Genomic DNA, 13,151 nt, shown 5'->3' with positions numbered 1-13,151 from the left:
GTCAGGAGGGAATGAGAAGCGATTCGCTTGAAACGCTGCCGGGGGCGGAATCCGCGACAGCGCTGCTGTCGGAAGCGGTTGAGACCGTCAGCTCGTGAACATCGATGGAGCCGTCTCCGACAAACACCCCGATGGTTCCGTCGATGTGGTCGTAGAGGCGGGTGCTGAGCATCGTTGAGCGATCGAGGTTTGCAACGCAGAGGTCGCCGTCGACGACGACCTCGAGGGTGTGACGCCCAGGCTGCAGGTCACAGGCCCGCTCTAGTTCGATCACGTAGGGTACGTCTCCCGAGACTTCCCACTGCCCCTCCCCCGTGACCTTTCGCGGCCACCGGTCGAAGACCATGCGGCCACGGCGCGGCTCGAGCCGCACCGCATAGGCGCGGTCGCCGTCGGCGCTGGCCCTCAGAAGCAACCCGCATTCGGCGGTGTCTGCCGCGATGTCGAACGAGAACGAGGCAAAGAACCGGCTCGGTATCTCTGTCGAAGAGAGAGCCGTCAGATAACCGTCCCCGGCATCGAGCGTTCGATTCTCGATTTCACCGTTGACGAACTCCATCGGCACGGTCTCGGTGAAGTGCCGACGCAGTTCCGAGGCGAACGAGAACGCCAGAGTGCCGTCAGGGCGCTGACTCGCTTCGGTGACAGCAAGCGTGCCGGCCCACTGCCACGCCCCGTCGTCGTGGCCGTCGACGCGGCTCGCAATCCAGCCGAAGAAGAAACGCCGCCCGTCACGCTCGGCAGACTTTGCCGCGTAGAAAGCGCGCCCGTCGAGGCTGTCGTGTGCCGGAGCGATCCATGGCCCATCGAGAGTCTTCGACATGCGGTAGCGGGTGACAAAAGAGTCTGAGAACTCCGAGTAGACGAGGTACCACCAGTCACCCCACTGAAACACTTCGGGGCACTCGTGTGCAATGTAGCGTCGCGGATCCCAGAACGGCTCCACCGACGTCCACCTCGCCAAGTCGGTCGACACGCATTGGGCGATGACCCCACGCCGCCGAGACGGGCCCTCCACATGACGGGCAGCTATCAGCATGCGCCACAGCTCTGCCTGGGCATCCCAGAACACAAACGGGTCACGCCAGTCGGCACTCTCGTAGCCTTCTGCCGCCCCGAACGTGTGCTCCGGATGCCGCACCCACGTCTCAGCGCCATCTGAACTCGTTGCGTGCATGACGACCTGCAACGGCAGCCCGTCGATGCCCAGACGGTTCGGATTCTGGCCGGTGTAGAACATGTGGTGCTCGCCGTCACGGCCCCGCACAATGCTCCCGGTGTAGACGTTGTAGTCGACGTCGTCTGCCGAGCCGTGGTCGAACGCCAGCCCTTCATCTTCGAAGGCCACCAGATCTTTCGTGCTGACAAGGTGCCACGGAGTACCCGGCTTGGGGCAGGCGCGCTGTTCGTGGAGGTAGAACAACCGAAACTCGCCGTTCTCTGCGAACGGGATCACATCCCCCACCCAGGCACCCTCAGGCTGAAAAAATATGTGTTGTGGCATCGTCGTTGACATCCTTTGATTAACCGCTTGATCAGAGAATATACGCGTCAATCCTCTTGGTCAAGCGGTTAATCAAATAGAACCTGTCGTCAGAGACTCAGGCTCTCAACCAGGAGCCCGAGTCGGCCGTCTTCGGCACCGTGCCGAAGACGACCGCCGCGCTGCAACGAAACGAGACCATGAAGGGCCGCCCAGAACACCTCTGTCAGAGTGTCGACGTCTCTGCCCTGGGCCACCGAGGCGATGCCCGCGCGCAACTCAGCAAAGGCCGCCGTCAACGCGGCAGGCGTTTCTGAGTCACCGAACGGTAGCCGAGTACTTCTGGTGAACATCGCCTCGTACAGTGCCGGATGCTCGTCGGCAAAGTCGAGATACGCCTGGGCAACCGCGCGTACGTCGTCGAGACCTGCCACCCCCCGAGCCTCTCGCAACGCGTCACTCAGCTCGGTGAAACTCTGCAACGCGACAGCCTCGTACAGGTCATCGAGTGACGCGAAATGCTTGTAGATCACCGGCTGGCTGTATTCGATCTCGGCAGAGAGCCGGCGGGTCGTCACCGCATCCCAGCCTTCGCTCTCGGCCACTCTGCGGGCGGCGGAGGTGATGAGCTGGCGTTGCGCCAGACGTTCTCGGAGTCTTCGATCAGCGGTAGTCACTCTCAAACCATAGCATCGCTAGTTGTTATAGCAACGCTTTGACAAATGGATCGAGCGGCATTATCGTTGTGGCATTAGCATCGCTAACCCAGATGGAGGATCTCCTATGCACGTCAAACCAATCGACCCAGCGACCTCGTCAGCACTCATGCGTGCGGAGGTGACGTTGTGAACGCCCTCGTGAACAGTGCGCTGATTGTGGCACTTCTCGGAACCGCCCTCGTGTTCGGCACCGATGCCTTCTCCGCGCTCGTGTTGCAGCCCGCGCTGAAACGGGTCGATGACCCGACGCTGACCTCGACGATGGGCAACGTGCATCGGTACGGCGACAAGCGAATGCCTGTACCCGGTGTCATCGGTTTGATCGCCTCGGCGGCCGCGGCGGTCTTACTTCTCCTCTCTGGCACCCTCGGTGGGGCGATCGCCGCCGGGCTCGCGACGCTCATCTGGGTCACCTGGCTTGTGCTCTACGTGCGTATCAGCGCGCCGATCAACCGCGTTCTCACCGCCGCTGCCGACAGCCACGAGACACCGGCCAACGCCCGGGCGCTGCAGCGCGACTGGGACAAGATCATCTGGCTCCGCGCAGCCCTGCTCGGTCTGGCCGTTCTTGCCCTCGCCCTCGCCCTCATCGTCTGACCCCAACAGCACCAGCTTCCCGCTCAGCCACTCACCAGAAAGAAGATCATGATCCTCATCATCGGCAACATTCTTGCCCTCCTCATCAGCGTCGCGCTCGGCGCGATCGGGGTGCGTTTCCTCCTGAACCCCCGCGTCGCCGCTGAGGGCTACGGCGTACCGGCCGGGTCTGACGGCGGCTCGGCATATCTCAGCGCCAAAGGCGCCAGAGACATCAGCGTCGCACTTCTCGGTGTCGTGCTGGTCTGCTTCGGCGGGGCACACGCGACGGGGTTGTTCATGCTCGTCATGGCTCTCATTCCCCTCGCCGACGCCGTGATCGTCACCAGAAACGGTGGCAGAAGATCCATCGTTCTCGGAGTCCACTTCTCGACTGCCGTGCTGGTTCTCATTGATTCAGTCCTGTTGCTGTTGAGCTGACGACTGTACTGACCGGGTTCCGTCTCTCTGTCGCCGCCGGGGCTTCACCTCACGAGACGTCGGAATCTTCGCTGCACGGGAGGCTGACGGTGAACACCGTGCGCGACGGTGTCGATGCCACGGTGAGCGACCCCCCGGCCCCGGCTGCGATCTCGAACGCAATCGCCAGCCCCAACCCCGCGCCGCCAGTGTCTCTCGAACGAGATTCGTCGAGCCGAACGAACGGTTCGAAAATTCGTGCCAGATCGTCGTTCGGGATGGGTGCGCCATCGTTCGCGATGTGAATGCGCGCCATGGAGGCGTCGACATCGACTGTCAGCTCACTGTCGACAACGGTGCGGGCGTGACGAGTCGCATTGTCGAGAAGATTGACGAGAACCCGGCGCAACTGCCGCGGTGGGAGCCTCACCAGAACGGCCCCGGTCAACGCTGGTTCCAGCATCCGGATACCGACGCCGGGAGATCGGGCCTCGACTTCACTGAGGGCGTCGCGGAGAACGGCCCGAACATCGCAACGCCCTTCGGTTTGCGCCGGTTCTGCACTGCTCGCTGCCGCGAGCTCGAGCAGGTCTCGGGCGAGGCCCTCCAGCCGTCGGGCTTCGCCGTGAACGTGCGACAGTGTGGATTCTGCCGACACGAGACCGGGGTGGGCCTCAGCAATCTCGAGGGCGGTGATGAGAGACGTGATGGGGCTGCGCAGCTCGTGAGCGGCATCGGCAGTGAAGCGCTTCTGGCGCAGCGCCGCCTCATCGATTCTGCTGAACAGCGCATTGAGGGTCGCCGCGAGCGCGCTCAGTTCGTCGTCGGAGTCGGGCACACTCAGCCGCGCTCCGTCAGGCGCTCCCGCGATCGCGTCTGCCGCCCGCCTCATCTGATCGACCGGCCGCAGAGACCGTTTCGCGGTGATCGCGGCAGTACCGGCCAGGAGTACGACTGCGAGAACCACACCCGCCCAGAGGTAGGGATCGATGGTCGCGACGGCCCGGTCTGCGGCGGTCGTTGTCACGAACACATACGCTCGATACGCCGTCATATCCACGTCAGCGACCGAGCCGCCGGGAATGTCTCCTCCGGGCTCAACGAGAATGCTCGAGGCGCGAAGCGTGCTGCTCACCGCGGTCAGGGTCTGACCCGACAACGGCCCTGAGGCGATCGTGGCCGTGAAGACTTCTCCGCCGATCTGTGACGCATCTTCGGGCGGGGGCGGCACGACCGGGCGGTCGCTCTCAGCGTTGACGAATTCTGGCGACGACGAGATCAGCGCCCCATCGGTGCGAACGAGTTCGTACGGCAACGACCCGAATTCGCCGAACAGGCGCACATTCTGGCGTGTCGCATCGATGATCTGCGAGGCCTGAACCCCAGCCAATTGCTGCGTCGCGGTCATCTGGGCCGAGTGCAGGGCCGCACGCACGAGCAGCGCTCCGCTCACCAGCAGTACCGATGCCAGCATCCCGGCGATCAGTGCAATACGAACCACAATCGTGACCCGGGCGGGCACACGCACGACTCTCACGTGTGCACCTCCGCCCGACTATCGGGCGTGGGTCGATCGTCGACGAGGCGGTAACCGGCACCGCGCACAGTTTCGAGGGAGCGCCGCCCGAAGGGCACGTCGATCTTGCGGCGCAAGACGCTGACCCGCGCCTCGACGAGGTTCACATCATCGGCTTCGTTCGGCCACACTTCGACGAGCAGAGTTTCTTTTGAGACGACGGTACCTGCGGCCCGCGCAAGTGTCTCAAGGATGTTCCATTCGCGGCCGCTGAGCTCGATGAGCGTAGCCCCACGCTGAACACGGCGACGGGCGGCATCAATCACGAGATCGCCGATGGTGACCACACTGTCAGAGATCGAGGTGGGGCGACGAAGCAGCGACCGGATGCGCGCCACCAGCACCGGGTAGCTGAACGGTTTTCGAAGGTAGTCATCTGCCCCGCTTTCGAGAGCTTCAACCTCGTCGAACTCGCCGTTCTTGGCGGTGAGCACGATCACCGGCGTCATGACTCCGTCGGCGCGCAACCGGGCACACACGGCGAACCCACTCAGGTGGGGCAGCATCAGGTCGAGAACAATCGCAGAATAGGCCCCGGTCGCCGCCATCAGGTATCCCGTGCGACCGTCGTAGACGGTATCGACCACGAAACCTTCAGCGGTGAGCCCGGTGGCCAGAACTCGGGCGAACGCTCGCTCATCGTCGACGACCAAGATGCGCATGGCCCCAGTCTCGCACCCCCGCTCCGCGGGAATCTGACGAAAACGTCAGGGTACATCAGGAGGCGGTCAGCCGCCGGCTCGCACCATCAGTGCATGGCTCACCACACACTGCTTGCCGATCGGCCCGAACACCACACCGGTCACCCTCTGGCGCATCGGGGGCGTGTGGTGCACTCGTTCGGTGGCGCCCACCGTCTGGGCTGGGGCAGCGCACTGGTGCTCGCCGCGATCTTCGCCACACTGGCACTGCAGCGACACGCGCAGTTGCTGACCACAGGGTATGACCTCGGAATCTTCGATCAAGGGGTACGTGCCTACTCTGAAGGAAAGCTGCCCTCGTCGCTGCTGAAGGGCATCGACTATTCGTTGCTGGGCGACCATTTCTCCCCGATCCTGGCCACACTAGCGCCCCTCTACCTCGTCTTCAACGGCCCGCAGGTGCTGCTGGTCGCCCAAGCCGTTCTCATCGCCGTCGGGGTCGTACCGCTCACCATCTGGGCCGCCCGCAGCCTGGGCCCGAAAACGGCGATCGTCGTCGCGATCAGCTACGGGCTCGCAGGCGGCCTCGCCCATGCCGTCGCGTTCGACTTTCACGAAATCGCTTGTGCCGTACCCCTCCTTTCGTTCTCTCTCACTGCGCTCGGCAATAGGCGCCTCAGGGCTGCCGCACTGTGGGCCGCGCCATTGGTTCTTGTCAAAGAAGACCTCGGGCTGACCGTGGCGGCGATCGGTGCGCTCATCGCCGTGCTCGCCGGCCGTTTTAATCGGCCCGTTCGACGCCTGGGCATCGCGACGGTCATGTTCGGTCTCGCTGCCACTGCCATCGAGAGCTACGCCCTGATTCCGCTCTTCAACCCCGGCGGTCAGAACAGCTACACGGGCCAGATCGGGCTCGACGGCGCGATGTACCAGCTGATGACTCTGATGTTCAACAACCTCAAGGTCGAGACGGTCATTCTGTTGCTGTTGCCCACCGCGTTCATCGCGCTCCGCTCGCCGATCGTGCTTCTGGTCATCCCGACTCTGGCGTGGCGGTTTCTCTCTGACAACCCCGGCTATTGGGGCAACGCGTTTCACTACGATGCGGTGCTCGTGCCCATTGTGAGCGCTGCCTTCGTCGACGCGCTCGTGCGGCTCAGGCGCAGAGGATGGGGTTCTGCCAGACACCGACTCGTTCTTCTGGTGAGCCTGGTGTCCACGACGGCACTGCTCACGGCGTCTCCGCTCGCGCAGCTGTTCTCCCCCGCCCTGTGGCAGCCGAGTGAGCACGTGACCGCGGCTCGGAGCGTCTTGGCGAAAATCCCCGACGGAGCCAGCGTCGCGGCGTCGAACTCCCTCGCTGCACAACTCACCGGCAGAGCAGAGGTCAGTCTCTTCGGCATCCTTCCGATCGAGACCAGCAGGCCCGAATTCATCGTCGCCGACACATCCATCCCCCACCAGTTTCCGCTCGACTCAGGCGCGCTCGCCCGCCTCGTGGACTCAGCGGAGGGTTCTGGTTACCGCATGGTCGATGCCGCTGACGGGGTGGTACTTCTCGCTCGGCAGTGACCTCGCTGCTCAGACCGTCTCGCGGTGTTCCGTTGCCATCGGAGGGCGGCGCGTTTCAGTTGTGCGGACTCTCCGCCATCGTAAAAGGTTGCGCATTCTGAAACGATTCATATAGTCTTCGAAGGCTCTCCTCAGGCGCTGCCTGTCGAACCAAAGGACTCTCAATGTCGATTGATCCATCTTTCCGACCGCGCGCACGCCGTGCCGCTGTCATCGCCGTCGCCGCAGCGACAGCGATCGGCAGTCTCGCTCTCGCCGGGGGTTCTGCTTCGGCAGTCGTCAGAAACAACGCATCTACTCCGGGGTGGCCTGTATCAGCCGACTGGCAGAAATATGTGCAATCACCGACGTCGAGCGACGTGCGACCGGTCTCGGTTGTGCGCACCTCGGGCGATGTGACGAACGCCGGAGCTCTGCTCGACCCGAGCTCTGGCCAGTCGACGACTCTGACTGCCACACCGCAGACCATCCAGTCCAGCCCGGTCAGCATCGACGTCGCCACACAGGCCCGGTACCTCAGGCTCGATGTCACAAAACTGGGGCTCCCTGCATCGAACGACACGGGGGGTCACTACACGCAGCTCGCCGAGGTGCAGGTCTTCGGCGCGGATGGCTCCGTCGATCTCGCCCAAAACAAGCCGGTGACGGCCAACGATTCGCTCGAGAACTTCGGCTGGGGCTCGAAATATCTGACCGACGGCGTCACCGACACACAGAGTAGTGTCGCGCGCGGCTGGACCACGAACATCCATACCGATGCCGACCTGGGCAGTAACTCGGTGTGGGCGACAATCGACCTCGGCTCCGTCACAGATATCAGCAGTGTTGTGCTCTGGCCACGCACCGACACACTGTCGACCGACGGGCAGACGGCGTCGTTCCCGGTCGACTACACGATCAAGACCAGCTCGACCGACGCGAGCGATTCGAGCTTCGCGACCCAGAAGACCGTCACCGATCAAACTGATCCGCCGGCTCCTGTCATGAAGGGCGCAGCAAGCATCGTGCTCGACTATGGGCACGACGTCGGAGGGTTCCCGATCTTCGATGTGAGCGCGTCAGAGGGCGACCCCACCCTGCAAGCCGGGTACAGCGAAACGCTGACCCAGATCGGCCCGGAGGGAGACGGAGTCTCACCCTGGGCCAGCGGGGACAGCAAGCGTTTTGATACGTATCACGTCACCGGGCCAGGGCGAATCACCAACCCCGACATTCAAGGTGGCGAACGGTACGAGCAGATCACGCTGACGACCCCGGGCTCTCTCACGCTCACCGGTGCGGGCATCCAGTTCACCCCACCGAAGATCACGGCCGATACCCTCACGGGCAACTTCGAGTCGAGTTCGGATGCGCTCAACAAGTTTTGGTACAACGGCGTCTACACGGCTCAGCTCAACCAGGTGCCGACCAACAGTATTGGTCAGCACTGGACGACCAGCGCTGAGGGGCTCGATGTTCCCGGAACGAGTGCGGGCGTCGGGCTGCTTACCGCGGGCTCCGGCTGGACTGACTACACCGCCTCGTTCAGCGCGAAGATCGTTACAACGCAGGCTGGTTGGATGGTGCGTGGTCACGCCGCTCAAAAGGGCGGTTATCTGATGATTCTCGGCTCGGCCGGAACCACGAATGTTCTGCAGGAGGTGTACCAGGGCGCCGACGGCGGCTACCAGACGATCGCCACTGTGCCACTGCCCATGACGATACAACTCGGGTCCTGGTACGACATCACCGAAGTCGTCAGTGGGTCGACCGTGACCACCTCCATCAACGGCACCGAAGTGGCCTCGTTCGATTCGTCGACCTTCGGCGCCGGTAGACCGGCTTTCTCTGCAGGTTCAGTGGGCTTTCGCCAATTCAGTGGTGAAGAGGGCATGTTCAAGAACCTCACGGTCACGGGCCCTGGCGGCGACCTGTATTCGAACACGCTGACCGACTCATCTGCGGTTGCCGACTTCGACGTACCAGGAAACAATGCCGTGCCTCTGATTCTCGACGGCGCCAAGCGAGACCGAGCGGTGTGGTCTGGCGACCTCGCAGTCGAGGGGCCGACCCTGTATTACTCGTCAGATTCGGCCGACTACATACGCGGCTCGCTGGAACTGCTGGGCAGCTGGGCCGGCAGCAACGGCTACATGCCGGGAAGCATGCCGCCCCAGACGCCGCTCAACACCGAACCACCGTCGAGCACTCGTGGCGGATATTCGGCGAATTACTCGATGTATTTCGTTCGCGCACTCGCCGACTACTACCAGTACACCGGTGACACGGCGTTCGTTCAGAAGGAATGGCCGTTGGTCGTCAACGAGCTGGCCTGGAACGCCTCACAAATGGGCCCGAACGGACTTTTCGTCACCGATAGCTCAACCGGAGCCGACTGGGACTATTACGACGGTTCGAAGACCGGAGAGGTGACTGCGTTCAACGCGTTGTACTACAAGATCTTGACCGACGGCGCAACGCTGGCTGCCGCGGTGGGCCAACCCGACCAGGGTCAGACCTACTCCAACCAGGCTGTTGCTCTCAAAGACGCCATCAACTCGAAGCTGTTCAACAGCCAGACGGGTGTCTACAACCTCAGCAGCTCGGTCACGAACGTCGTTGCGCAAGACGCGAACGTGCTGGCGATCGATTTCGGTATCGCTCCGGCTGACAAGGTGCAGGGCATCCTCGATTCCATCAAGTCGAGCCTCTGGACCTCGGCTGGAACGCTGCCCTTCTCGAGCGGCTATCAAGAGACAGTCAGTCCGTTCGTTTCTGGGTTCGAGTTGAACGCACGATTCGGCTCGGGCAACACCTCTGATGCTCTGCAATTGCTCTCGAATGAGTGGGGCCCGATGATTGCACCCGGCGACCTCTACACGGGTACCTTCTGGGAGAACCTGAACACGTCGGGCACGCAGGCGGCGCCGAACACGAACATGGCGCACGGATGGTCGACCATGCCGGTCTCTGCGCTCTCGAAGTACGTGCTGGGCATCCAGCCGGTGTCAGCCGGCTACGCGACCTGGCTCGTTCAGCCGCACACCGGCGACCTCGCTTGGACAAAGGGCCAGGCCCCCACGCCGCACGGCCCGGTTGTCGTGAACTGGAGCCACGGCACCGGTTCAGACTTCGCGATGCACGTCGAAGCTCCTGCCCAGACGTCGGGAACGATCGCCGTGCCGACGTTCGGCGGCGACGCTGACATTCGGGTGAACGGTCAGACCGTCTTCAGCCACGGAGCACCCGTTGCGGGAACCTCGGCCGTTCAGTCGGCCGCTCTCACGGGCGACTACGTGAACCTGACCGTTGCGGCCGGAACCTACGACATCGCGACCGCTCCTGCATCAGACGGCACCGGTGTCACAACCCCTCCGGTAGACCCGAGCACGCCGGGTGATTCGGCTGGTTCGGGTTCGACGATCACTCCTGGCACGGCCGGTAGCTCAGGGGGTTCGAACAGTTCGACCACGGCGGGAGGCTCGAACCTGGCCAATACCGGGTTCACCCCATGGCGCTACCTGGCCGGGGCCGTTCTGCTGTTCAGTTCTGGCGCGGTGCTGGTCGTATCGATGCGGAGGCGTCGCCGCAGTGCCTGAAGCAGGCTTGGGACTGTGTGTCGAAGGTGGCGACGCCGCCGTGATGCGGGCAGGCGCCGCGGTGATGCGCAGCCGAGTTCGCCTACTCGATCACTGGGTTCGAGTCGCCGGGTGAGACCGGCCGCAGCCGTACTCCTATGCAGGTGTCGACACAAGCCGGAGCGCTTGCCCCGGGTCGGCCCCTACGCTGTCAGTGCAGCAGCCGACAACTGTGTTCGAGGAAGGCCTCGGTGATGGTTTCCCGTTCCAGTCGATCGTCGGCGGGGGCCGCGAAAGAGGAGGAGAACGATGTCTACGAATCACCGAACCGTGAACTGTGCACCCGAAGAAGTATTCGCGGTCATCGCGAACGGGTGGTTCTTTCCCAACTGGGTGGTGGGCGCCTCGCGTATGCGTGACGTCGACACGTCGTGGCCGCATGTCGGCTCGCGCTTGCATCACTCGTTCGGCGTCTGGCCGGTGCTGATCAACGACGAGACCACGTCACTGGAGTGGAACCCACCGCACCGTGCCGTGATGCAGGCCAAGGGGTGGCCGCTCGGTGAGGCGCGAGTGACGGTCGAGGTGCAGCCGCATCCGAAAGGATGCCGCGTGACCATCATCGAGCGACCGGTGAAGGGTCCCACCACCCTCATTCCGCACACACTGCTCAATCCGGCGCTGTTCATCCGCAACATCGAGACGCTTCGCCGACTGGCGTTCATGGCGGAAAACCACGCCGGCGGCAACCTGACAGCGCAGCTTCAACCCACCGGCGCCGACCAAGCGCTGCCCGATCGGCCCTCGAATCGAGGCGCCCTGCGTATCGCGCTGATCGGTGTCGTCGTGGGTATCGTCGTCGGAGCAGCCAGACGCGCCGCGTGATTCGAGTGCGTTGGGCAGAGTGCTGTGACGTACTTCGAGGCCGAATAGATGGCCACCAAAATGCCGACGACTTGTGCCCGCAAGGCCGGGGGCGCAGAGCCGTGGAGGGTTGCGGACGAACCCGGTTGCGTCTTGTCTTAGTGCATGGACTTTCAGAACGTGGTCGAAATTTGCGGGAGCCTCCTCGACGGTGCCGGCGTACTCATAATCCTCGGTGGCGCTGCGATATCCACAGCGCTCGTCATCGCGCGAATCATCCAGCAGAAGGGCCCTGTGTACCGGGCCTACCGCCAGTATCTGGGCCGGTCCATCCTTCTCGGCCTCGAATTTCTGGTCGCGGCCGACATTATCCGCACGGTCGCGGTGACACCCACACTCGACAGCGTGGCGGTGCTCGCAGCGATCATCCTGATCCGCACCTTCCTCAGCTTCTCGTTGGAGCTCGAAATAACCGGGCGTTGGCCGTGGCAGACCCAGAAGACGCCGTCTGCTGAAACAGACCCCACCCTGGGCACGTGAATTCCCGGTGAAGGGTGGCTGCACCCCCGGTGACGTCAGCTGCGGGGGTCAGAGCAACTGAGTCGATATGCGGTAGCCGCGCTTGACTACGGTTGAGATTGCGTGCGGGTGTGGCAGGTTTTGGCGCAGTCGGCTGATTGCCACGTCGACGCCGTGATCATCGAGTGTTTCGGCAACAGAACCGGCGAGTTCAAGGCGAGACACCGTTGCCCCTCGCGCGTCGAGAAGACTGCGCAGAAGCGCAAGCGAGACCGGGCTGAGTGTCGCCTTCACATTGTTCACGATCACGGTTCGGCCCCGGAGTTCGATCTCACCGTGTTCGAATGCGAGCCGTCTGATCTGGGTCTCCACGAGATGTTCGCAGAGCAGCCTGATGAGGGCACCCATCCTGAACCTATCGGGCACGATGGGCAAGATACCAGCCTGAACGAGCGGTGCCGCGGTGACAGGGCCAACTGCGGCCGCGACGACGTTCTCGCGGAATGCCGCCTGCAGAGCGTCGAGCTTTCCCGCGGCTTCCGCCGTGGTGAAGAGCGAATCGACCGCTGGTGCGCTGGTGAATGTGACGGCATCGATCGATGACTGGCAAATCGAGTCGACGAGGCGAAGCACCCGGGCCGAGTCTTCGTGTTGTGTCCACCGGTATGGGGCGGCGGTCAGTACGGTGGCGCCGGCCGCGGTGAGGCGCGCCAGTTGTACCGGGTCGGTGAACCCGTGCAGTTGCACGGCGACGGTTTGGCCCATCACGGGGCTTCGCAGAACGAGATCCACCAGCGATGTTGTGGTCTCTCGCTCGCTCATGCCGTCGTCGTCGAGGCCTGCTGCGCGGATCGCGCCACGCGCTTTGGGGCCGCGCACGAGGATGCGGGTGTTCTCCAACTGTGCCGCCAGCTGGTCGCCGAGACCGGCCGCGTCAGCCGACTCGAACCAGCGCCTGACTCCGTATGACGTGGTCGCCAGTAGAACGTCGGGCTTGGCTTCGATGATCGCCCGGGTCTCTGCATCGAGAGCGCTGTCGTCGGTCACCCCGGTCATCCGGATGGTGGGCGCGTGTGTCACATCTGCTCCGCGCCGTTGGAACGCGGCAATGAGGTCTTCCGATCGCCGGTCAGAGGTGATGCCGATACGGAACCCCTCCAGTTGGTCGCTTCGAAAACCCGGAAGGACAGCAGCATCGAGCGGAGGCAGACTGTCAGTCATTGA

Annotated in this window: 11 protein-coding genes; 6 read left to right on the top strand and 5 right to left on the bottom strand. The window is 63.4% G+C overall.

Annotated features, from left to right (window positions below; genetic code table 11):
- Position 1: 1 nt before the first annotated feature.
- Together QN358_RS03395 and QN358_RS03390 are read right to left on the bottom strand one after the other, a co-directional pair.
- Entirely contained in the window at positions 2-1,504 is a 1,503-nt protein-coding gene (locus QN358_RS03395) for a GH32 C-terminal domain-containing protein (RefSeq protein WP_136640755.1), read from the bottom strand.
- A gap of 89 nt (positions 1,505-1,593) precedes the next feature.
- Positions 1,594-2,160, bottom strand: coding sequence for a TetR/AcrR family transcriptional regulator (locus QN358_RS03390; RefSeq protein WP_136640756.1), 567 nt, complete (start codon positions 2,158-2,160; stop codon positions 1,594-1,596).
- A gap of 168 nt (positions 2,161-2,328) precedes the next feature.
- Between QN358_RS03390 and QN358_RS03385 the strand changes: the two genes are divergently transcribed.
- Together QN358_RS03385 and QN358_RS03380 are read left to right on the top strand one after the other, a co-directional pair.
- On the top strand, positions 2,329-2,799 hold the full coding sequence (locus QN358_RS03385; protein WP_136640757.1) for a DUF1772 domain-containing protein: 471 nt from the start codon (positions 2,329-2,331) through the stop codon (positions 2,797-2,799).
- 48 nt (positions 2,800-2,847) lie between these two features.
- Entirely contained in the window at positions 2,848-3,219 is a 372-nt protein-coding gene (locus tag QN358_RS03380; protein WP_136640758.1) for a DUF4267 domain-containing protein, read from the top strand.
- Between the two features lie 49 nt (positions 3,220-3,268).
- On the opposite strand, the gene QN358_RS03375 is transcribed toward QN358_RS03380, so the two are convergent.
- Both QN358_RS03375 and QN358_RS03370 read right to left on the bottom strand, forming a co-directional pair.
- Positions 3,269-4,735, bottom strand: coding sequence for a sensor histidine kinase (locus QN358_RS03375; protein ID WP_136640759.1), 1,467 nt, complete (start codon positions 4,733-4,735; stop codon positions 3,269-3,271).
- Positions 4,732-5,436 (bottom strand): response regulator transcription factor, encoded by a 705-nt coding sequence (locus QN358_RS03370; protein ID WP_136640760.1) that lies wholly within the window; start codon positions 5,434-5,436, stop codon positions 4,732-4,734. Before QN358_RS03370 ends, QN358_RS03375 begins: the two co-directional genes overlap by 4 nt.
- 93 nt (positions 5,437-5,529) lie before the next feature.
- On the opposite strand from QN358_RS03370, the gene QN358_RS03365 reads away from it, so the two are divergent.
- The 4 genes from QN358_RS03365 (at position 5,530) to QN358_RS03350 (ending at position 11,948) form a co-directional block, all read left to right on the top strand.
- A complete protein-coding gene (locus tag QN358_RS03365; protein WP_323511599.1) occupies positions 5,530-6,987 on the top strand; it encodes a DUF2079 domain-containing protein in 1,458 nt (485 codons plus the stop codon).
- 164 nt (positions 6,988-7,151) lie between these two features.
- Positions 7,152-10,565, top strand: a complete 3,414-nt coding sequence (locus QN358_RS03360; protein ID WP_323511598.1) for an alpha-L-rhamnosidase C-terminal domain-containing protein — start codon at positions 7,152-7,154, stop codon at positions 10,563-10,565.
- Positions 10,566-10,853: 288 nt separating this feature from the next.
- Positions 10,854-11,429 (top strand): SRPBCC family protein, encoded by a 576-nt coding sequence (locus tag QN358_RS03355; RefSeq protein WP_323511597.1) that lies wholly within the window; start codon positions 10,854-10,856, stop codon positions 11,427-11,429.
- A gap of 144 nt (positions 11,430-11,573) precedes the next feature.
- Entirely contained in the window at positions 11,574-11,948 is a 375-nt protein-coding gene (locus tag QN358_RS03350; protein ID WP_136640764.1) for a DUF1622 domain-containing protein, read from the top strand.
- Between the two features lie 48 nt (positions 11,949-11,996).
- Here the strand turns inward: QN358_RS03350 and QN358_RS03345 are convergent, their stop codons facing one another.
- Positions 11,997-13,148: a uroporphyrinogen-III synthase gene (locus QN358_RS03345; RefSeq protein WP_323511596.1), complete on the bottom strand. Its 1,152-nt coding sequence runs from the start codon at positions 13,146-13,148 to the stop codon at positions 11,997-11,999.
- Positions 13,149-13,151 lie beyond the last annotated feature (3 nt).

The sequence above is a fragment of the Subtercola sp. RTI3 genome, from assembly GCF_035018625.1.
GTDB classification, from domain to species: domain Bacteria; phylum Actinomycetota; class Actinomycetes; order Actinomycetales; family Microbacteriaceae; genus Subtercola; species Subtercola vilae.
Note: the sequence above shows the minus strand (reverse complement) of the source record. Positions and strands in the feature narration are given on the sequence as shown.